This is a genomic window from Conexibacter sp. CPCC 205762, assembly GCF_030646155.1.
In the GTDB taxonomy this organism is placed as follows: domain Bacteria; phylum Actinomycetota; class Thermoleophilia; order Solirubrobacterales; family Solirubrobacteraceae; genus Conexibacter.
In genome coordinates this window covers 41,625-61,666 of the sequence record NZ_JAUTDN010000018.1, presented here as the reverse complement: position 1 = coordinate 61,666, position 20,042 = coordinate 41,625, and the positions used below count along the sequence as shown (strand labels likewise).

General features: G+C 72.9%; 21 protein-coding genes. 6 read left to right on the top strand and 15 right to left on the bottom strand.

Translation table 11 applies throughout. The annotated features are described in order from the left end of the window. Positions 1–17: 17 nt before the first annotated feature. Positions 18–893, bottom strand: a complete 876-nt coding sequence (locus tag Q7L73_RS15390; RefSeq protein ID WP_304690619.1) for a LysR family transcriptional regulator — start codon at positions 891–893, stop codon at positions 18–20. A gap of 72 nt (positions 894–965) precedes the next feature. On the opposite strand from Q7L73_RS15390, the gene Q7L73_RS15385 reads away from it, so the two are divergent. Both Q7L73_RS15385 and Q7L73_RS15380 read left to right on the top strand, forming a co-directional pair. After that, positions 966–1,670, top strand: a complete 705-nt coding sequence (locus Q7L73_RS15385) for a CoA transferase subunit A (RefSeq protein ID WP_304690618.1) — start codon at positions 966–968, stop codon at positions 1,668–1,670. Continuing rightward, positions 1,667–2,326, top strand: coding sequence for a 3-oxoacid CoA-transferase subunit B (locus tag Q7L73_RS15380; protein WP_304690617.1), 660 nt, complete (start codon positions 1,667–1,669; stop codon positions 2,324–2,326). Before Q7L73_RS15385 ends, Q7L73_RS15380 begins: the two co-directional genes overlap by 4 nt. On the opposite strand, the gene Q7L73_RS15375 is transcribed toward Q7L73_RS15380, so the two are convergent. From Q7L73_RS15375 to Q7L73_RS15330, 10 genes are all read right to left on the bottom strand, one after another. After that, positions 2,323–3,717: a DUF4041 domain-containing protein gene (locus Q7L73_RS15375; protein WP_304690616.1), complete on the bottom strand. Its 1,395-nt coding sequence runs from the start codon at positions 3,715–3,717 to the stop codon at positions 2,323–2,325. The two genes, Q7L73_RS15380 and Q7L73_RS15375, sit on opposite strands and share 4 nt — an antisense overlap. Next, positions 3,714–4,985 (bottom strand): hypothetical protein, encoded by a 1,272-nt coding sequence (locus tag Q7L73_RS15370; RefSeq protein WP_304690615.1) that lies wholly within the window; start codon positions 4,983–4,985, stop codon positions 3,714–3,716. Before Q7L73_RS15370 ends, Q7L73_RS15375 begins: the two co-directional genes overlap by 4 nt. Before the next feature lie 40 nt (positions 4,986–5,025). Beyond that, complete coding sequence (locus tag Q7L73_RS15365; protein WP_304690614.1) at positions 5,026–5,901, bottom strand: nucleotidyl transferase AbiEii/AbiGii toxin family protein; 876 nt, start codon at positions 5,899–5,901, stop codon at positions 5,026–5,028. Beyond that, on the bottom strand, positions 5,898–6,512 hold the full coding sequence (locus Q7L73_RS15360; RefSeq protein WP_304690613.1) for a type IV toxin-antitoxin system AbiEi family antitoxin domain-containing protein: 615 nt from the start codon (positions 6,510–6,512) through the stop codon (positions 5,898–5,900). Before Q7L73_RS15360 ends, Q7L73_RS15365 begins: the two co-directional genes overlap by 4 nt. Before the next feature lie 45 nt (positions 6,513–6,557). Next, positions 6,558–7,445: a hydroxymethylglutaryl-CoA lyase gene (locus Q7L73_RS15355; protein WP_304690612.1), complete on the bottom strand. Its 888-nt coding sequence runs from the start codon at positions 7,443–7,445 to the stop codon at positions 6,558–6,560. A 59-nt stretch (positions 7,446–7,504) separates the two neighbouring features. Beyond that, positions 7,505–8,983 carry an aldehyde dehydrogenase family protein gene (locus Q7L73_RS15350; protein ID WP_304690611.1) on the bottom strand — a complete coding sequence of 493 codons (1,479 nt, stop codon included), beginning with the start codon at positions 8,981–8,983 and terminating at the stop codon, positions 7,505–7,507. Positions 8,984–9,079: 96 nt separating this feature from the next. Beyond that, positions 9,080–10,177, bottom strand: coding sequence for a sugar ABC transporter substrate-binding protein (locus Q7L73_RS15345; RefSeq protein ID WP_304690610.1), 1,098 nt, complete (start codon positions 10,175–10,177; stop codon positions 9,080–9,082). 25 nt (positions 10,178–10,202) lie between these two features. Beyond that, positions 10,203–11,807: a sugar ABC transporter ATP-binding protein gene (locus Q7L73_RS15340; RefSeq protein ID WP_304690609.1), complete on the bottom strand. Its 1,605-nt coding sequence runs from the start codon at positions 11,805–11,807 to the stop codon at positions 10,203–10,205. Continuing rightward, a complete protein-coding gene (locus Q7L73_RS15335) occupies positions 11,804–12,805 on the bottom strand; it encodes an ABC transporter permease (RefSeq protein WP_304690608.1) in 1,002 nt (333 codons plus the stop codon). The genes Q7L73_RS15340 and Q7L73_RS15335 overlap by 4 nt, the downstream gene beginning before the upstream one ends. Then, the gene (locus Q7L73_RS15330) at positions 12,802–13,563 is read right to left on the bottom strand and encodes a GntR family transcriptional regulator (RefSeq protein ID WP_304690607.1); all 762 of its coding nucleotides are present in this window, start codon (positions 13,561–13,563) and stop codon (positions 12,802–12,804) included. Before Q7L73_RS15330 ends, Q7L73_RS15335 begins: the two co-directional genes overlap by 4 nt. A 198-nt stretch (positions 13,564–13,761) precedes the next feature. Between Q7L73_RS15330 and Q7L73_RS15325 the strand changes: the two genes are divergently transcribed. Genes Q7L73_RS15325 through Q7L73_RS15315 form a run of 3 tightly spaced genes read left to right on the top strand, consistent with a single transcriptional unit; the run spans position 13,762 to position 16,588 of the window. Beyond that, entirely contained in the window at positions 13,762–14,298 is a 537-nt protein-coding gene (locus tag Q7L73_RS15325; protein ID WP_304690606.1) for a cupin domain-containing protein, read from the top strand. Next, the gene (locus Q7L73_RS15320) at positions 14,295–15,422 is read left to right on the top strand and encodes a zinc-binding dehydrogenase (RefSeq protein WP_304690605.1); all 1,128 of its coding nucleotides are present in this window, start codon (positions 14,295–14,297) and stop codon (positions 15,420–15,422) included. The genes Q7L73_RS15325 and Q7L73_RS15320 overlap by 4 nt, the downstream gene beginning before the upstream one ends. Further along, complete coding sequence (locus tag Q7L73_RS15315) at positions 15,419–16,588, top strand: CaiB/BaiF CoA-transferase family protein (protein WP_304690604.1); 1,170 nt, start codon at positions 15,419–15,421, stop codon at positions 16,586–16,588. The genes Q7L73_RS15320 and Q7L73_RS15315 overlap by 4 nt, the downstream gene beginning before the upstream one ends. Before the next feature lie 311 nt (positions 16,589–16,899). On the opposite strand, the gene Q7L73_RS15310 is transcribed toward Q7L73_RS15315, so the two are convergent. The 3 genes from Q7L73_RS15310 to Q7L73_RS15300 all read right to left on the bottom strand — a co-directional run bounded on the left by Q7L73_RS15310 (position 16,900) and on the right by Q7L73_RS15300 (position 18,466). After that, entirely contained in the window at positions 16,900–17,259 is a 360-nt protein-coding gene (locus Q7L73_RS15310) for a hypothetical protein (RefSeq protein WP_304690603.1), read from the bottom strand. Between the two features lie 106 nt (positions 17,260–17,365). Beyond that, positions 17,366–17,539, bottom strand: coding sequence for a hypothetical protein (locus Q7L73_RS15305; protein ID WP_304690602.1), 174 nt, complete (start codon positions 17,537–17,539; stop codon positions 17,366–17,368). A 153-nt stretch (positions 17,540–17,692) separates the two neighbouring features. Further along, positions 17,693–18,466 (bottom strand): SDR family oxidoreductase, encoded by a 774-nt coding sequence (locus Q7L73_RS15300; RefSeq protein WP_304690601.1) that lies wholly within the window; start codon positions 18,464–18,466, stop codon positions 17,693–17,695. Positions 18,467–18,589: 123 nt separating this feature from the next. Here Q7L73_RS15300 and Q7L73_RS15295 point away from each other — a divergent pair, with 123 nt between their 5' ends. Then, entirely contained in the window at positions 18,590–19,426 is an 837-nt protein-coding gene (locus Q7L73_RS15295; protein ID WP_304690600.1) for a helix-turn-helix transcriptional regulator, read from the top strand. Here the strand turns inward: Q7L73_RS15295 and Q7L73_RS15290 are convergent. Next, complete coding sequence (locus Q7L73_RS15290) at positions 19,423–19,998, bottom strand: TetR/AcrR family transcriptional regulator (RefSeq protein ID WP_304690599.1); 576 nt, start codon at positions 19,996–19,998, stop codon at positions 19,423–19,425. The two genes, Q7L73_RS15295 and Q7L73_RS15290, sit on opposite strands and share 4 nt — an antisense overlap. Between the last annotated feature and the right edge of the window lie 44 nt (positions 19,999–20,042).

Sequence of the window (20,042 nt, the reverse complement as noted above, 5' to 3'; positions counted from 1 at the left end):
CCGCCTGACGTTGCCGTTCAGCCGGCCGCCGCCAGCGCCAGCAGCGCCTGCGCGGCCGGGGTGTGGGCGCCGTCGGCGCGGGTCGCGAGCGCGATCTCGTGGCGCAGGCGCGGGCGCAGCTCGGCGACCGCGACGCGCGGGCCGGGGGCGGTCGCGTCGGAGCGCGGCAGGACCGCGACGCCGAGGCCGGCGCTGACGACCGCGCGCGTGCGGCCGACCTCCTGGATCTCGAACGCGACGCGCGGCGCGAAGCCGGCCGCCAGCGCCGCCGCCGCGACCGCCTCGCGGATCGTCGCGCCGTCGTGGAAGACGACGAACGGCTCCGCGCGCAGCTCGCCGAGGTCGATCCGTCTGCGGCCGGCGAGCCGGTGGGCCGGCGGCAGCACGGCGACGAGCGGCTCGCTCGCCAGCGGCTGCAGCGTCAGCCGCTCGCGCCCGGCCGCCGGCAGCCGCGACAGCAGCGCGACGTCGAGCGCGCCAGCCCGCAGCTCGTCGGCGAGGTCGGTGCTGAGCCCCTCGCGCACCGCCAGCTCGACGCCGGGGTGCGATCTGTGGAAGCGGCGCAGCAGCGGCAGCAGGTCGAACGGGCCGGGCGTCTGCGTGATGCCGATCGTGAGGCGGCCGGCGAGCAGGCCGGTCAGCTGCTGCAGCTCGGCGTCGGCGGCGTCCAGCTCCGCCAGCACGCGGCGGGCGCGCGCGACGAGCGCCTCGCCCGCGCCGGTCAGCGCGACGCGGCGGGTCGTGCGCTCGACCAGCGCGACGCCCAGCTCGCCCTCCAGCTTGCCGATCTGCTGCGACAGCGCCGGCTGCGCGACGTGGCAGCGCAGCGCCGCGCGCGTGAAGTGACGCTCGTCGGCGAGCGCGACGAGGTAGCGCAACTGCCGCAGTTCCATAGCCAAAGCTTATGAGACTGGATCGATCTCGGTATTGGACTTCTGAGTGCGACGCACGCAGGATCGCCTGTCATGGAGAGCACGAAAGTGGTCGCGGACGCCGCCGAGGCGGTCGCGACGATCGAGGACGGGATGACCGTCGCGGTCGGAGGATTCGGCCTCTGCGGGATCCCGCAGGCGTCGATCGCCGCCCTGCGCGCCCAAGGCGCGCGCCGCCTGACGGTCGTCAGCAACAACTGCGGGATCGACGGCGTCGGCCTCGGCCTGCTGCTGGAGAGCGGCCAGATCGCGCGAATGGTGTCGTCGTACGTCGGCGAGAACAAGACCTTCGAGCGGCTGTTCCTGTCCGGCGAGCTGGAGGTCGAGCTGGTGCCGCAGGGCACGCTCGCCGAGCGGCTGCGCGCGGGCGGCGCCGGGATCCCCGCCTTCTACACGCCCGCCGGCGCCGGCACGCCGGTCGCCGACGGCAAGGAGACGCGCTGGTTCGGCGGCGTCGAGCACCTGCTCGAGCACGCGATCGTCGCCGATGTCGCGCTCGTGCGCGCGTGGAAGGGCGACGCGCTCGGCAACCTCGTCTTCCGCCGCACCGCGCGCAACTTCAACCCGCTCGCCGCCGCGGCCGGGCGCGTGACGATCGCCGAGGTCGAGCAGCTGGTCCCGGTCGGCGCGCTCGACGGCGACGCGATCCACACCCCCGCCGCGTTCGTCCAGCGGATATTCCAGGCACCCGTGGCCGAGAAGCCGATCGAGCGCCGCACCGTGGCGGTGGCGGCATGAGCGCTGCCATCAGCCCGCGCGCGCTGATCGTCGCCCGCGCGGCGAAGGAGATCGCCGACGGCCAGATCGTCAACCTCGGGATCGGCATGCCGACGCTGCTGGCCGACGCCGGCGCCGCGCGGCCGGGCGTGCTGCTGCAGTCGGAGAACGGCCTGCTCGGGATCGGCCCCTACCCGGCCGAGGAGGGGGTCGACGCCGACCTGATCAACGCCGGCAAGGAGACGGTCACCGCCGTCGCCGGCCACTCCTACTTCGACAGCGCGGCCTCGTTCGGGATGATCCGCGGCGGCCACGTCGACCTCGCGATCCTCGGCGGCATGGAGGTCTCGGCCGGCGGCGACCTCGCCAACTGGATGATCCCCGGCAAGATGGTCAAGGGCATGGGCGGCGCGATGGACCTCGTCCACGGCGCCAAGCGCACGGTCGTGATCATGGAGCACCGCAGCCGCGACGGCGCCTCCAAGGTCGTCGAGTCCTGCGCCCTCCCGCTCACCGGCCGCGCCGTCGTCGACCGCCTGATCACCGACCTGGCGGTCTTCGACTTCCCCCGCGCCCCCGACGGCCGCCCCCGCATCACCCTCGTCGAGACCCAGCCCGGCGTCACGGTCGAGCAGGTGCGCGAGGCGACCGGCGCGGAGTTCGCGGTCGACCTCTAGAGCTGTGTTGCGTTGCTCGGACCGGTCGGTGCGGCGATCTCGGCGGGCCAGTACTTCTTGCTCTGCAGGAACTGGGTCGCCTCGGGCTCGTCCGCGAACTCCAGGAGGTTCCCGACCTGTTCGAGCAGCACTGCACGGACCTCTGCCGGCGTCGCGAAGAAGAACTCGCGGCGCTGGTTGATCATGTTGACCCGCCGCTCGGCGAACGCACGATGGAGATCGGACTCAACCGTGACGGCGTCGTCGGCGAAGAACATCGCGTGCACGTCGAACGGGAACGGGACGGAGGCGTCTCCCAGCTCGCGGACGCGGTCCATCGGCTCCAACCGCCGTGTGAGCCCGATCTTGACGATGTTCGGACCGAACGCGCCACGATTGCTGATGACGTAGACGTAGCCCGCGCGGATGTTGGCGGTGCGGTAGTCGTTCTGCTCGATCGCCTGGTCGATCTGCTGCAGCCGGTCGTTCAGGTCGGCGATCGCCGACTCGTCGCCACTCGCCGCGAGTGCCTGGAGAGCGTTGAGGTAGTGCTCTCGCTCCTTGTCCAGCCGCGCGCGTTCCGCCGCCAGCTCCTGCTCAGCCTTACGCTCCTCGCGCAAACGCTCGCGCTCCTCGCGCGCCTCTTCCTTCTCGACCTGAAGCTTCATCAGGTAGTCGGCGGTCAGCTCCAGCTCGCGCAGCCGCAGCGCGTGGTAGTCCGGGTTGACGCGCATCTCCATCATGGTGCCGAGTTTCGCGATCGCTGCCACTGACGATTCGAGGCGTCTCTTCGCCGTCACGACGTTGCCCGCTCGCAGCGCACGCACGCAGTTGTCGGCCTCGGCGTTGTACGCGCGCAACATCAGCTTGGAGAACTCGGCCGTCATCTTGCGGCCTCTCGCGAGCGAGTTGTTGAACGTGAACATGTCCGAGGCGAGAACGGCTTCGCCGGCCTTGACCATCTCCTTGATCTGCACGTTCAGCGCTTCGAGCTCGGCCTTGTACTCAGCGGCGTTCTCGAGCGGATGGTGGTAGCGGTAGATGCCGACGTCCTGCAGAACGCGTTCGTCGTCAAGCTCGACGGTCACCTCGGCCCGCAGACGCCCGACCTCGGTCTCGAGTTCCGCGACCCGCCGGCGGAGCACGTCCTGCTCCGGCAGCACAACGGCCTCGACGCGTTCCGGCACGAATCCCGGCAGCGCGTTCGCCGCGACGACAGACGGGACGGCGCGCGGCGCGGGCGCCGGTTCCGGTGCGGACGGAGCTGCCACCGTCTCGCGGACCCAGAACTCCCAGCCCGCGGGCGCAGGAGGCCACGACGGATCGGGAGTCCATCCTTCCGGCGGAACCCATCCGCCGCCGGGCACGTGCCACCCGGGCGGAGCGCTGAACGAGTAGCCGACCGGCGTCATCGCCCGCGCACGCCGGGAGCGGTGTCGATGCCGACGAGGTCGTAGGGGTTTCTCGAGAGCGCCGCACCGAGGTGCTCAAGTGTCGCGGCCGGGACGATGTTGTGAAGGTCGAACTCGATGAAGGAATCGCGTTCAGCGCCGACTCCGACGAAGTCGACGCGGCGTTCGAGCCCGGTCGCCGGGTCCTTCGTCTCGGTCGCCACGTGCAGGGAGATCGTCTGGATCCTGCCCTCTCGATCGGCCTCGAAGATCTCGTGCAACGTCCGCAGCGCCACCTGGTGGACGACGCCCGCGTAGCGTTCCTTGAGGTCCTTTCTGGACAGCGCCGTCGCGATGATCTCGTCTCTGGCTCTCACCCAGCGGAAGCTCTTCTCGACGGGCAGCCGATCCGGCGCGCCGATCAGGACGGTCAGGACCAGCTCTCGCGACTCGGCATCGAACCGGTAGTCGTGCGCGACCTCCAGGACCTCGGGATAGACGGAGTTCCCAAGCACGATCCCGACGTACTCGTCGACCGCCGCGTCCTCGCCGGCCGAGAGCCCACGGATCAGCGCGTCGAGGCTCTCGTTGGCCTCAGCGGCCTCGGCTTCGCGTGCGTGGCATTCGCTGCGGTACTGCTCCTGAGCGGCACGCAAGGCGGCCAGCCGCTGATGCTCGCGCGCATCGCGTTGCTGCATCTGCTCCAGCTGGAGGGCCGGAACCCTCGCCGCCTCCGCCTGCCATGCGCGGTGCGCCTCCTCGAACGCTTCGCGCGCGGCTGCGACGGCGGCCGCATGCTTCTTCTTGCCGCCGAAGACGCTGCCGATGCCTCTTGGAGGCTCCGGCTCGACGAACTGGGGTTCCGGCGGCGCCGTGACAGGCACGACCTCCGGCGTGGGAACCTCGAGGTCCGACCGAAGGAACGGCGGATGTCTCGCGGTGACGCGAAGCGTCTCGAGGTCGACGAAGTCGTCGACGTCGAGCGTCGCCGCGAGAACCGACGACAGGTCCTCCGCCGTTTCCGCCAAAGCTGTGTTCAGCGCCTCGACCTCGGCCTGGCGGTACTGCTCGTGCAGGCGCTTGGCCTCTCTCTGAGCGGCTTTTCGCTCGGCTTCCCGCGCTCGCCCTGCCGCGACGGCAGCGCGCTCGGCCTGTCTCTGCGCGCGCTCGGCTTCACGAACCGCGGCGGCGTGGGCGCGCGCTCGCGCTCTCGCTTCCCGCTCGCGCTGTCTCGCCGCAAGCTGATTCTGGTACTGCAACTCCGCCCAGAAGCCCCGTCGCCTGGCCATCCCCATCCCTCCTGCAAATGCCCGTTTGTCGCGCTGAAGCCTACGACAACTTACGGGTCTGCCTTTCCCCTTCTACCAGCAGCGGATCCACGAACGCGACAACGTCGGCGATGAGGTCGCTCCACCGCTCCGGCGGCGGAGTCAGGTACGACATGCGAGCCACCATTGCCGCATACGGCTGCTGGCGATCCGGCATGTCCGCCAACGCCTCCGCCAGCGGAATCAACTGCTGCCCCCGATGCGACGCGATCGCGAGAACGTGCCGGCGCAGGTCCGTCGCGTCGAGGTGGCGGCGACTGGCGACCCAGAGGTCTGCGAAGTCACGATCACGGGTGTTGGTCTCTCGGCGCTGCATTGCGGTGACGACCTTCTCGGCCAGGTTGAGTGCGAGCGGATAGGCGGCGAGACGAACGGGAGCGCGATCGATGATCGACTCCAGCTCGATCATGGTCGCCTCTGTCGGATCTCCGAAGGAGAGGTCGAGCGCGAACGGGATCTGCGCTCGGCCGAGCGCCGCGACCTGTTTGCAGCGAACTCCCTGGTATACATCGCCCGCGCGCATCGCCTCGGTCCTGATCGAGGCCGGGTCTATGGCGACGCCGTCGTGCGGTTCAGGCTCGATCTCACAGATCGCTGCCACCACCGCGCACACGTGCTCCTCGTCGTTGGGGAGCCGCCGAGCGGAGAGATCAGCGTCACGGGTCATGCTGCGAATGCTGTTGGCGGCCATCAGCATCCCGCCCTTGAGCACCATCCGCTCGGCGTACTCAGAGACGGCCAGGCGACGCAGGAACGACTCGACGGCGTAGACGACCAGCAACGGTTGTGTGTTGCCGCCGTGCTCGGCGCGGGCCTTCGCCCGGAGCGCGTGGTACGCGGCGACGGCCACCTGGTCGACCGAGATGGCGGCGGTCAACTGAGCAGCGTCTCCAGCGCTGGTCGCAGTTGAGCACTCCCGCCGAGTTCGCGGGCAAGCTCGGCGAGATGGGCGGGATCGGCGCCTGGACGTGCCAGATATCGGCGCAATGCATGCAGCGCGGTGTCGCGCCCGACCCAGCGCGTCAGCCGCATCGCGTCGATCACCGAGCGCTCCGGGGCGTAGACCCAGAACGGTTCGCCGACGTCAGTCTGCGCCTGCTGACGCTCGATCGCGAAGGTGCCGGCGTCGAACGTGTGGACGCGTGTCTCAGGCTGGTCGATGGACGGTCGGTGCGTGCCGCGCGGAACCGCCAGGTGCACCTGGCGCGGGACCTCATCGGTCAGGTCCCAGAACGCGAGCGCCGAGTTCAGGCAGATGGTCGCTCGCGGGACGCGCGCCGAGACGGCCGCAAGTCCCGACGACATCCCCATCCCTGCGTCTGGCAGCTGCACGACGCCACGAGCGACCGTCGTCAGCTCGCCCGCCACCCGCAGGCGGTGAAGTGTCGCACGGCTCACCCCTGCGGCGACGGCCTCCGAGACACGAAACGGCCGGCCGGCGAACTGCTCCCGCAACAGCGCGACGGCTGGATGCACGTTCTCCGACATGAGACAAATCCTATACCCAACATATATGTGTGTGTAGTTTTTGTCTCAGGCCGCCAGCCGCGGCCCGCTGCGCGCGACGGCGCTCGGGAGTGGGCGGCCGACGGCGGCTTCCAGCTCGCGCGAGGCGGTGAGGAGGCGCGGGAGGCTGATGCCGCTGGCGACGCCGAGGTCGTCGAGCAGGTTGACGAGGTCCTCGGTCGCGAGGTTGCCGGCGGCGCCGGTGGCGAAGGGCGAGCCGCCGAGGCCGCCGAGCGCGCTGTCGAAGCGGGTGACGCCGCGGCGCAGCGCCTCGTAGGCGCAGACGAGCGCGGTGTTGCGGGTCTCGTGCAGGTGCATGCCGACGGCGGGTCCGAGCGTGTCGAGCAGCTCGGCGACGCCGCGCGGGGTGCCCATGCCGGTCGTGTCCGCGAGCGTGATCCGGGTCGCGCCGCGGGCGCGGGCGGCGGCGGAGATGCGCGCCACCTCCGCGACCGCGATCTCGCCCTCGTACGGCGAGCCGAAGGCGCAGGAGATCACGACGTCGAGGGAGGGCGCGGCGAGCGCGCCGATCTGCTCGATCTGCGCGAGCGACTCGTCGATCGTCATGCCGACGTTGCGGCGGTTGTACTCGGGCGAGGCGGAGATCGTGCAGGTGAGCGCGTCGGCGCCGGCGGCCACCGCATCGCGCGCGCCGCGCAGGTTCGGCACCAGCGCGACGCGTTCGACGCCGTCGAGGTCGTCCAGCTCGGCCAGCACCTCGGCGGCGCCGGCCATCGCCGGCACCGCCTTCGGCGAGACGAAGGCGCCGACCTCGATCTCCCTCACCCCCGCCGCCGCCAGCCGCCGCACCAGCGCGACGCGCAGCGACACCGGCAGCGGCGCCTCCGACTGCAGCCCGTCGCGCGGGCCGACGTCGCGGATGCGGACCGCCGCCGGCAGGCCCGGCAGGAGCACCGGACGTTCGACCCCCTCAGCGGGGTGCGAACGTCCGGTGGTCGCGTCGCCGGCCGCGCTCACGCCCGCGACAGGTCGATGAACAGCGTCCGCAGGCGGCTGTACTCGGCCAGCGCGGCGACGCCCTTCTCGCGGCCGTAGCCGGAGTCCTTCGCGCCGCCGAACGGCAGCTCGACGCCGCCGCCCGGCGCGTAGCCGTTGACGCACGCCTGGCCGACCTTCAGCGCGCGCGCGGCGCGCAGCGCGCGGTCGACGTCCTGGCACCAGACGGCCGCGGTCAGGCCGTAGCGCGTCGCCTCGGCCGCCTCGACCGCCTCGACGTCGCCGTCGACCGGCGTCACCGCCAGCACCGGGCCGAAGACCTCCTCGCGGAACAGCTCGCTCTCGGGCGCGACGCGGTCGAACAGCGCCGGCGCGGCGTAGAAGCCGGCGAGGCCGTCCGGCACGGAGCCGGACGCCACGAGCGCGGCGCCGTCCTCCTGCGCACGCGCGACGAAGCCCGCCACCCGCGCGGCCTGTCTCTGCGTGATCAGCGGCCCGACCGCCGGGTCCTCCAGCCCGAGCCCGAGCGTCGCGCCGGCCAGCAGCGGCGCCAGCCGCTCCAGCAGCTCCTCGTGCAGCGAGCGGTCGACGATCACGCGCGTGCCGGCGGTGCAGGTCTGCCCCGCGTGCAGCAGCAGGGCGCGCGCGATCACGGGCGCGCAGCGGTCGAGGTCGGCGCCGGCCAGCACGACGTGCGCCGACTTGCCGCCCAGCTCCAGCAGCGACGGCCGCCCGCGCGCCGCGCAGGCGCCCGCGACCGCGCGCCCGGACAGCACCGAGCCGGTGAAGGAGACGTGGTCGATCGCGTCGTGGGCGGTCAGCGCGGCGCCCGCGTTCGGGCCGTCGCCGGGGACGACGTTCACGACACCCGCCGGGAAGCCGGCCTCGCGCGCCAACCGCGCGTAACAGAGGGCGACGAGCGGAGCCTCGTCGGCCGGCTTGATCACGGTCGCGTTGCCGACCGCCAAGGCGGCGCCGACGGAGCGGGCGGTGATCTGGGCCGGGTAGTTCCAGGGGATCACGTGGCCGGTGACGCCGTGCGGCTCGTGGTCGACCAGCGCGATCGCCTCGGAGCCGAGCGGGATCGTGTCGCCGTGGAAGCCCTCGACGACGGCGCCGTAGAACTCGAAGTAGCGGGCGGCGGCGGTGATGTCGGCGCGGCCCTGCGTCAGCGGCTTGCCGGTGTCGCGCGTCTCCAGCCGCGCGAGCGTGTCGGCGTCGCGGCGGACCAGCTCGCCGAGCCTGCGCAGCAGGCCGCCGCGGACGCTCGGCGCCAGCGCCGCCCAGGCGGGCGCAGCGTCCGACGCGGCGCGCACGGCGGCGTCGACCTCGGCCGGGGTCGCCGAGGCGACGCGCGCGAGCGTTCTGCCCGTCGCCGGGTCGAGATTGTCGTTCCAGCGCTCCGGCGCGACCGGCTCGCCGCCGATCTCCAGCGGGAACTCCTCCGCGAGCGGCGCGTCGTGGCTGTGCAGGTGCTCGGTCGTCGCGAGCGGCATCGGGCCTCCTTCGTTCAAGGCAGGTGGTGGAGGGCGCCGGACGCGGCGCGCAGGGGGAGCGCGCCGCGTCCGGCAGGTGCGGCAGGTGGGGTGCGGCTAGTTGGCGGGGACGCCGTACTCCGTCGCCCACTTCTCGTAGAACGGTCTCGCCGCATCCGCCTGCGAGACGGGGCCGTTCTGGTTGCCGGGCGGCAGGTTGTCGGTCGTGATCTCCGAGTAGTCGTACGGCTCGACGCCGTCGGCGCTGATCTCGCCGTCGTTGGCGAAGTGGTCGAGCAGTCTGTCGACCGCGACGTAGGAGGCGCTGATCATCGTGCCGTCGGTGAGGCCGTCGATGATCTGCGGGTTCTTGCGCATCAGCGGCGTGTTGACCGCGTCGGCGTAGAACGAGTAGACCTTGACCGGCTTCTTCGACGCCTTGATCGCGCTGACGGTCGCCGCCGTCCAGAGGTCGAAGATCGGCACGATCGCCGTCAGATCGGCGTTCTGGTTCAGCAGCGAGCTGGCGTTTCTGACGCCGGCGGTGAAGTCGAAGCCGGTCTCCAGCGGCGTCGCCACTCTTATCCCGGCCTCCTCCAGCTGCGCCTTCAGCGCGTCGGTCCGCTGCACGGCCGAGGCGAGCGCGGTCGTCGTCAGCATGCCGACGGTGTCGCCTCTTCTCAGTCTGCTGACCATCAGGTCGCCGAGCGGTCTCGTCAGCGCGACCTCGTCGCCGCCGATGTAGGTCAGGTCGAGCGACTCGTCGAGCGAGTCGTCGACGGCCGAGCCGACCATCAGCACCGGAATGTTCTTGGCCTTCGCCTGCAGCAGGCCGGCGCGCGCCGTCGAGGGCGTGACCGCCGACATGATGATCCCGTCGACGCCGGAGTTGACGAGGCTGGAGACGCCCGAGGCGGCAGCAGCCGGGTCGCCCTTCGTGTCGACCGTCTTGACCTTCCAGCCGACGTGCTCGATCGCGTCCTTGCCGGCCTGGTAGATGCGCTGCTGGAACGAGCCGGCGAGCGTGCCGTCGACCCAGCCGATCGTCTTCTCGTCGACCTTCTTGGCGCCGCCGCCGCTGTCGGCGGATGTGCTGGCGCCGGTCGAGCCGGACGAGCCGGAGTCGTTGTCCGACGAGCCGCAGGCAGCGAACGTGACGGCGAGGCAGACCGCTGCGAAGGCAGCCAGCAGCCAGTGCCGGTGTGAACCGTGCATCCCTTCTCTCCTCCTCTGTGGGGTGTTACTGGTGCGCCGCGGGGGCGGCGACATCGCCGGTCATCGCGGCGACGAGCTTCTGCTCGCTCGCCTCGGCGGCGGCGAACGACGCGACGATGCGGCCGCGCCGGAAGACGGCGACGCGGTCGCAGAGCTCGAGCAGCTCCTCCGCGTCGCTCGATCCGACGAGACAGCCGAAGCCCTCGTCGGCAAGACTCCACAGCAGCGCGTGCAGCTCGGCGCGCGCCGCCACGTCGACCCCGACCGTGGGGTCCTCCAGCAGCAGGAAGCGCGGCTGCGCGAGCAGCTTCGCGCCGACCAGCACGCGCTGCTGGTTGCCGCCCGACAGCTGGCCCATCCGCCGCTCGGCGACCGGCCGCAGCGACAGCCGCTCGACCACCTCGCCCGCCCGCCGGCGGATCGCGGCCGGCGTGACGAACCCGCGCCGGCCGCACTGCTCCAGCGCCGGCAGCGCGAGGTTCTCCAGCACCGGCTCGCTCGTCAGCGCCGCCGCCGCGCGCGAGGCCGGCAGGAAGCTGACGCCGAGCCGCTTGGCGGCGCGCATCGAGGTCAGCCTGCGCTCGCCGACGGCGACGCTGCCGCCGGCCGGCCGCTCGTGGCCGGCGAGCTGCAGGAACAGCTCCTCGACGCCCGAGCCGGGCAGCCCGGCGACGCCGACGATCTCGCCCGCCGCGACGCGCAGGTCGACGCCGTCGAGCTTGGCGCCGCGCAGGGCGGTGGCGGTGAGGGCGGGGGCGTCGGCGGGCGCGGAGGCGCCGGCGGGCGCGACCGCGTCACCGGGCGCGGGGGCGTTGGCCATGGCGCCGCCGCGCGTGCGCCGCGCCGGCCGCTCGGCCTCGACCTCCGAGCCCGTGATCGCCTGCACGAGCCGCGCGTGCGTGAGCGCGTCGCCCTCCATCGCGTCGACGACGCGGCCGTCGGCCATCACCGTGACGCGGTCGCAGAGCTGCTCGACCTCGTCGAAGCGGTGGCTGATGTAGAGGATCGCCAGGCCGCGCTCGCGCAGCCGCCGCACGACCGCCAGCACGCGCTGGCAGTCCTCGGCGTTCATCGCCGCGGTCGGCTCGTCGAGGATCAGCACTCTCGCCGCGCGGTGCAGCGCCTGCGCCAGCAGCACGACCCGCTGCCACGAGACCGGCAGCTCGCTGACGCGTCTGCGCACGTCGACGTCGAGCCCGATCGAGGCGAGCAGCTCGCGCACCTCGCGGTCGGCGCGGCGGCGGGCGAGGAAGGCGCCGCGGGTCGGCTCGGCGCCGAAGGTGACGACCTCGGTGACGGTCATGTCGAGCGGCATCACCAGCTCCTGCGGGACCGCGACGACGCCTGCCGCGAGCGCGTCGGCGGGACCGCGCAGCGACAGCGCCGCGCCGCCGACGGCGATCGTCCCCGCGTCGGCCGGCGTGCGGCCGGTGAGGACGTTGACGAGCGTCGACTTGCCGGCGCCGTTGCGGCCGATCAGCCCGTCGACGCGGCCGCCGCGCAGCTCTATCGCGACGTCGCTCAGCACGACCGCGTCGCCGTAGCGCTTGCCGACGCCCTCGGCCCGCAGCGCGGCCGCCGCGCCCGGCGCGCCCGCCACGCCGCCGGCCGCCTCCGCCGCGGCGCTCACCGCTTCCGCTCCTGGCGCGCGAGAACGACCGCCGCGAGCAGCACCGCGCCCTCGATCAGCTGGATCACGGCCGCCTTCTGGTCGAGCATCGTCAGGCCGCGCTCCAGCAGCGCGATGAAGGCGACGCCGAAGACGGTCGCGCCGGGGCTGAAGCGGCCGCGCCCGACGACGGCGGCGCCGAGGAAGACGGCCGAGTACGGCGGCAGCAGCAGGCCGGCGCCGGAGTTGGGGAAGTACGAGCCGCCCTGCGAGGTGACCATCACGCCCGCGAGGCCGGCGATCAGGCCGAGCGCGACGAAGGCGGCGAGGCGGACCTTGCTGACGGAGATGCCGGCGAGCGTGACCGCGCTCGGGTTGAGGCCGGTCGCGCGCAGGCGGCGGCCGAAGGTCGTGAACGACATCAGCACGATCGCGACGATCACGAGCGCGAGCGTCAGCCACGTCGACAGCGGCAGCCCGGCCTTCTCGGCGAGCGTGAAGTCGAGGTAGGAGCCGGGGATTCTGTCCGCGATCGTCTCGTTGTCGGTCAGCAGCTGCTCGATCCCGACCGCGACCGAGCCGGCCGCGAGCGTCGCGATGAACGCGGGCGCGCGGCCCCACGCGACGGCGACGCCGTTGGCGGTGCCGACCGCGACGCCGACGGCGAGCGCGGCGAGGATCGCGATCAGCGGCGAGACGCCGCGGTCGGACATCAGCAGGATCGAGACGGCGCCGGCGAGGCCGAGCGTCGAGGCGAACGAGAGGTCGAACTCGCCGATCACGAGCACGAAGGTGACGCCGAGCGCGAGCACGATCAGCACCGACTGCTGCGTCAGGATCGACTTCATGTTGTCGGCCGTCAGGTACGTGTCGGGCAGCCGCAGCGTGAAGTAGCCGACCAGCAGCACGAGGAACAGCGTCGCGATCGCCGGCCGGTTGGTCGCGATCCGGCGCGCCAGCGACGGCTGCGCGGCAGGGGCGGCCGCGACGTCGGGCGCCGAGGGGGTGGCGACGCTCATCTCTGCTGCTCCTTCGCGTCGGCGATGGCCGGGATCGACTCGGGATCGGCGAGCGGGTCCAGCTCGGCCGCGGTCGGGTGGCCGGCGCCGTAGACGGTGATCGTGCGGCCGGTGAGGATGTGCGAGCGCATGATCGCGCCGGCCCACTCGCCGTCGCGGCGGTGGAAGGCCTCGGTGATCGCGCGGTGCTCGGCCCACGAGCGCTCCAGCTCCGGAACGGTGTACCGGCCGATCGTGCGGTGCGTCAGCGGGATCTCGACGATCGACGCGACGAGCGCCACCAGCCGCCTGTTGCCGGTCGCCGCCAGCACGCCGCTGTGGAACCTGTTGTTGAGCGCGGTCACCTGCTGCAGCCAGCCCGGCTCCTGCGCCGCCAGCGCGGCCTCCATCTGGTCGCAGAGGGCCTCCAGCTCGCCGACCTGCTCGGGCGTGACCTGGACGGCGGCGAGCTGCGCGCCGTGCGACTCCAGCACCGCGCGCAGGCTGAAGATCTCCTCGACGTCGCCGGCGTTCCACTGCGCGACGACGACGCGCCGGTTCGGCATCTGCTCGACCAGCCCGTCGGCGTTGAGCCGCGCGAGCGCCGCGCGGACCGGCGTGCGGCTGACGCCGAGCGCTCTCGACAGCGCCGCCTCGGGCAGCGGGGAGCCCTGCGGATATTCGCCGCTGGCGATCCGGCTGCGGATCTCCAGGTAGGCATGCTCGGTTGCGTCGCGGCGGCCGCTGTCGGCGTCCGCGCGGTCAGCGGGTCGCTCCATCTCTCTCTCCTCTGGGTGCTGCGGGACGACGCTGCAAGTCCTAACGGTTCGGAGTACCGATTGCAAGCATTCGGTATCCCGTTTCGTGAATTTAATGCCGATTCTGGCCATCTGAGGCTCACTTGGTATACATTCAGCCTCGCTCGGCACACCGCGAGGTGCCGCCGAGCTGGAGTGAGAGATCGAGAGGAGAGAGCGATGGCCAGCCGTCGACGGGTCGTCACCGGCCACGACGCCGCGGGCGCCGCGATCGTTGCCAGCGACGCGGCCCTGCAGCCCCAGACCTCGCCCGGCCTGCCGGGCGTCGAGATGCTGTACCTGTGGGGCGCCGACGGCCCCGCCGCCTACCCCGACAGCGGCGAGCAGCCGGCCTGGCGCGACCACTTCCCGCCCGTCGGCGGCTTCCGCTTCGTCACCTTCTCGCTGCCGCCGGCCGATCACCCGGTGCCCGACGACGCCGGCTCGGCGGAGGCGCTGGCGCACACGAACGCGGTCTTCCCCGGCCTGCTCGACACCTTCGCCGACGACGACCCGGGCATGCACCGCAGCGACACGACCGACGTCGCGATCGTGCTCTCCGGCGAGGTCGTGCTGGAGCTGCCCGGCGGCGAGGAGCGGACCCTGCGGGCCGGCGACACGATCGTCCAGAACGGCACCTCACACCGCTGGACGAACCGGTCCGCCGAGCGCGTCGAGCTGCTGTTCGTGCTGGTCGGCGCGGAGCGCGCAGCATGAGCGCCGTCGCGCAGCGGACCGCGCGCGCCGCCGTGCTGGAGGAGTACGGCGCCGCGTTCGAGGTGCGCGAGTTCCCGGCGCCGACCGCGGCGCCCGGCGGGCTCGTGGTCGAGATCGACGTCGCGACCGTCTGCGGCTCCGACGTGCACGTCTGGCAGGGCCACATGGCCGGCGTGCTGCCGATCACGCCGCCGCTGATCCTCGGCCACGAGATGGCCGGGATCGTGACGGAGATCGGCGCCGGCGCCGAGGTCGACAGCGTCGGCCAGGAGCTGCGCGTCGGCGACCGCGTCGTGTGGGCGCATGCGCCCTGCGGCCACTGCCACGAGTGCACAGTCGAGCGCGAGCCCGTCCTCTGCTCGACCCGCTACATCGGCTACCTCAACGACTGCTCGCTGCCGCCGCACTTCACCGGCACCTTCGCCGAGCTGGGGATCGTGCGGCCGGAGGCCGGGCGCGTGCGCGTGCCGGACGCGGTGCAGAGCGGCTGGGCGTCTGCCGGCTCGTGCGCGCTGCGAACGGTCGTCCGCGCCTTGGAGATCGCCGGCCCGATCGACTTCACCGACACCGTCGTCGTGCAGGGCGCGGGGCCGCTGGGCCTGTTCGCGACCGCGCTGCTGTCGCTCCACCAGCCGCGCCGGCTGGTCGTCGTCGGCGGCCCGGCCGAGCGGCTCGAGCTGGCACGCGAGTGGGGCGCGACCGACGTCGTGCTGGTCGACCCCGACGGCGATCCGAGAGCGCGCGTCGAGGCGGTGCGCGCGATCACCGGCCGCGGCGCCTCGGTCCTGTTCGAGCTGGCCGGCGCGCCCGGCGTCGTCAGCGAGGGCGTCGAGATGGTCGCCCGCAACGGCCGCTACGTGCTGATGGGGACGCTCGGCGGGCCGCCGCAGCCGCTGCCGGTCGCGACGATGGTCACGCGCGGGATCCAGATGCGCGGCTCGATGAGCGGCGCGATCGGCGACTACCACACGGCGATGAGCGCGCTCGACCGCTACCGCGACCGCTTCGAATGGGGCCGCATGCTCGGCCAGGAGTACGGCCTCGGGCAGCTCGCCGAGGCGATGGCGGCGATGCGGCGGATGGAGCAGATCAAGCCGCTGATCCGCCCGGCGCTCGATCGATGACGCTCGCGCGCGCGTACGAGGGGCTGCGGGTCGTCGACCTGACGGCGATGATCGCCGGCCCGATGGCGACGATGGTGCTCGCCGACCTCGGCGCCGACGTCGTCAAGGTCGAGCGGCCGCACGGCGACGACGGCCGCTGGCTGCCGCCGTTCCACGACGAGGTCGCGACGCTGTTCCAGGCGTTCAACCGCAACAAGCGCAGCGTCGCGCTCGATCTCACGACCGCCGAGGGGCTCGACGCCGTGCTGCGGCTGGTCGACCGCGCCGACGTCTTCGTCGAGAGCTTCCGCCCCGGCAAGCTCGACCGCCTCGGGCTGTCGTGGGATGCCCTGCGCGCGCGCAACCCGCGGCTCGTCTACTGCTCGGTCAACGCCTACGGGACCGGGCCGCTCGGGCGCGACCTGCCCGGCTACGACCCGGTCGTGCAGGCGTTCTGCGGGATCATGGCCGCCAACGGGCACCCCGACGGCGAGCCGGCGCGCGTGCCGCCGTCGCTGATCGACATCACGACCGGGATGTGGGCGGCGACGGCGATCCAGGCGGCGCTGGCGCGGCGCGCGGCGACCGGCGCCGGCGAGCGCGTCGAGACGGCGCTGGTCGACGCCGGCTTCTTCCTGATGTGCCACCAGCTGCTGTCGATGCTGGCGACCGGCACGCCGCCGCAGCGGACCGGTGCGGCGACCCCGATCGCGGCGCCGTACGAGACCTTCGCGACCGCCGACGGGACGGTGATGGTCGCGGCCGGCAACAACGCGATCTTCCGCCGCCTCTGCCGCGCGCTTGGGATCGAGTCGCTCGCCGGCGAGGAGCGCTTCGCGACCGTCGCCGACCGCCTGGCGAACCGACCCGAGCTGCATGACCTGCTGGAGGCGGAGACGCGCCGGCACGGCAGCGAGGCGCTGGCCGCGCTGCTGCGCGACGCGGAGGTGCCCGTCTCCCCCGTCAACCGCCTCGATGTCGCGCTCGCCGACCCGCTGACGGTCGAGCGCCAGTTGTTTCTGTCGCAGGACGCAATCTCCGGGTCTGACAGACCCACAGATCGCGCGCTCCCCCACCTGCGCCTGCCCTTCCTCGGCCCGGACGCCACGCCCACGCCGCCGCCCGCGCTCGGCCAGCACACGCAGGAGGTGCTGGCCGAGCTGGGGATCGACGCGGCGCGCGGCTGAGGTCAGCCGGTCGCGACCCGGTGCCCGGGGATCCGCTGCCCGGCGCGCTCGGCCGCGACCGGGTCCTGTCTGCCGACGAGCAGGTCACCGGATCGGTTCCTCGGCGAGCGCGGAGGAGGCGCCGAGCGCCCCGGAGATGCCGAGCGCACAGGCGCTGGCGACGAGCAGACGAGAGAACATCGAACGTCCCTTCTTCCGGTGTGGTGACGCCGCCAACGCTCGCGCATCGGCGCACGTCACCGGCACCGGAGAACGTGCCCGCGGCGTCGCCCCATCGGGGGAGACGCGCGCGCCGTTCGGAAGAGAGCGGCTCAGTTGTGGCAGGTGACGCCGAGGTCCTTCGCGACCGCCTTCGGCGTGCCGGGGACCGGGCAGTCGAACGAGCTGCCGGCGGTCACGAACTTCCAGCCGTGGTGGCCCTTCTTGTAGACCGCGATGCCGTCGGCCTGGTACTTCTCGCAGCCCTTCTTGAGGTTGCGGCGCCAGATGCCGGCGTAGGCCTCGTTGACCGTCGAGACGCGGATCTTCAGGCATCTCGCCGGCACCTTCGCGGCGGTCGCGATCGCCTTCGCCTCGGCGCCGGTCGGCGTGCGATCGGCGTGGGCGAGCGCGGGGACGGCGGCGAGCGCGACGAGCGGGACGAGCACGGCGGACTTCAGACGACGGGACACGGCAGCTCCTGACTCCGGGGATTCGCTTCTACCGTCAGTGGACGGCCACGCACCGGAAACCTTGAGTCGCCCGTGCTCTGTCAGTCTCGCGGTAGTCGCCGCTGGGTCAGAGACCGCGAAGCCGCCTCGCGCCCTCGAGCGCTCTCACCAACGGATCGTCGGCCGTGCCCTCGATCCGTTTCTGCCACTCCCGCTCCGCCTGGGCCGCCGCGCGGAGCGCCGCCCGCTCTGAATCGACCGCGCGTGGCGGCGCATCGACGTGGACGAGCTCGATCACCACCCGCACTTCCTGCACGCTTCCGCCATCTCGTAGCTGTGCGCGCGCAGGGTCGCGATCTCGGCGTCGATCCGGCGCTGCGCCTCGGCGCTGTCCATGGGCATGCGCCGGATCCTATGGGCGCGCGAGGATGCGGACGGGAGGCGCCGCCGCCCGCTAGGCCTCCTGCTGCGTCGGCATCACGCGCACGTGCGAGAGGTTGACGTGGCGCGGCTGGGCGGCGATGAAGGCGACGACGCGGGCGACGTCCTCGGCGACGAGCAGCTCCATCGACTCGGCCGCGCCGGCCAGCCAGGCCTGCACGCCGGCGTCGGTGACGTGGCTCTGCAGCTCGGTCGCGACGATCCCCGGCTCGATCGCCGCGGTGCGGACGAACTGCGGGCCCAGCTCGGTTCGCAGGTGGTCGCCGAGGTGGGAGACGAACGCCTTCGTCGCCGAGTAGACGGCGAAGTTCGGGAACAGGTGCTGGGCGGCGATCGAGGAGGTCAGCACGAGGTCGGCGACGCCGTCATCGGCGGCGGCCGCGGCGACGAGGCTCGGCACGAACGCCTCGACGGTGTACAGCAGGCCCTTCAGGTTGAGGTCGATCTGCCGGTCCCACTGGTCGCGCCGCAATTCCTCGATCGGCGCCGGCAGCATCACGCCGGCGTTGGCGAAGACGAGGTCGACGCGGCCGAGCCGCTCGCCGACCAGCGACGCGACGCGCTGCACGGCGTCGGGGTCGGTGACGTCGAGCGCGAGCGGCAGCGCCTCGCCGCCGGCGTCGGCGATCTGCGCCGCGAGCGCGTCGAGACGATCCTGGCGGCGGGCGGTCAGCGCGACCTTCGCGCCGCCGGCCGCGAGCGCCAGCGCGGTCGCCGCGCCGATCCCGCTGGAGGCGCCGGTGACGACGGCGACGCGGCCGGCGAGTGAGGTGGTGTCGTTGGTCATGGCGACCACGACACCACCGCCGGCGCCGCGCGAGAAGAGGCGCGTCCAGCCTGGGGACGGGCCGACAGGGGGTCCAGCTTCCCCACCCAGCCGGCACCCCGCCGCGCCTACACTCGGCAGGCGATGACGACGACCAAGCAGGAGCTGCGCGAGTTCCTCCGCTCCCGCCGCGCGCGGCTGGCGCCGGAGGCGGTCGGGCTCGACCGCGGCGACGGCCACCGCCGCGTCCCCGGCCTGCGGCGCGAGGAGCTGGCGCGGCTGGCCGGCGTCTCCGTCGACTACTACGTGCGGCTGGAGCAGGGCCGCAACGCGAGCGTCTCGGCCTCGGTGCTCGACGCGATCGCCCGCGCGCTGCGGCTCGACGAGCACGAGCGCGCCCACCTCTTCGACCTCGCCAAGCCGGCCCCGCAGACCGCCCGCCGCAGAGCCTCCCGGCCGCAGCGCGTCCGCCCCGGCGTGCGGCTGCTGCTCGACACGCTGCCGACGCCGGCGTTCGTGCTCGGCCGGCGGCTCGACATCCTCGCGACCAACCGGATGGCGCGGGCGCTGCTGTGCGACTTCGACGCGCTGCCGCCGGCCGCGCGCAACCACGCCCGCTGGATCTTCCTCGACCCGGCGACGCGCGAGCTGTACGTCGACTGGGAGACGATCGCGAGAGAGAACGTCGCGATGCTGCGGCTCGACGCCGGCGCCAACCCCGACGACCAGGAGCTGTCGGCGCTGATCGGCGAGCTGACGATCAAGAGCCCCGAGTTCGCCGGCTGGTGGACGCGCCACGAGGTGCTGAGACGCAGCCACGGCACGAAGCGCTACCACCACCCGGTCGTCGGGCCGCTGACGATCTCCTACGAGGCGCTGCCGCTGCCCGACGATCCCGACCAGACGCTGTTCGTCTACTCGGCCGAGCCCGGCTCGCCGTCGGCCGAGGCGCTCGCGCTGCTCGGCGACTGGAGCCTCTAGGCCCCCGCCCACCCGCGTCGCAGCCGCGCGAACAGCGACTCCAGCGCGGCGCGCGGGTCGGGCGCGTCGCCGGCGACGTCGGGGATCTCCAGCGCGTAGCGGGCGAGCGCGCGGTCCTCGACGGCGGGCGCGTCGCGGCCGGCCTCGGCGGCCAGCAGCGCGGCGATCGGATCGGCGCTGGCGAGCCAGCGGCGGCGGGCGTGGTCGCGCAGCGCGGGCGTCGCCATGATCAGCTCGATCCGCTGCGCCACCCAGGGCGACGGCTCCAGCTCGAACGGCCCGCGCTCGCGCATCACGGCCTCCAGCCCGTCGAGCACGGTCACGCCCGCCGGCCGCTCGCGCACCAGCTCCGGCACCGAGCGCCCGTCCTCCTCACCGCTGGAGAAGACGAGGCTCTCCTTGCCGTCCGGGAAGTGCTTGAACAGCGTCGCGAGCGAGACGTCCGCCTCCTCGGCGACCTGCGCGACGGTGACGGCGTCGAAGCCACGCTCGCGGAACAGCCGCGTGGCGGCGTCCGACAGCGCCTGGCGGGTCTGCGCCTTCTTGCGCTCGCGACGGCCGACGGTCTCCATACGGACAAGCATATCGACTCCAAAAGTAGAACGACTATGCTTTT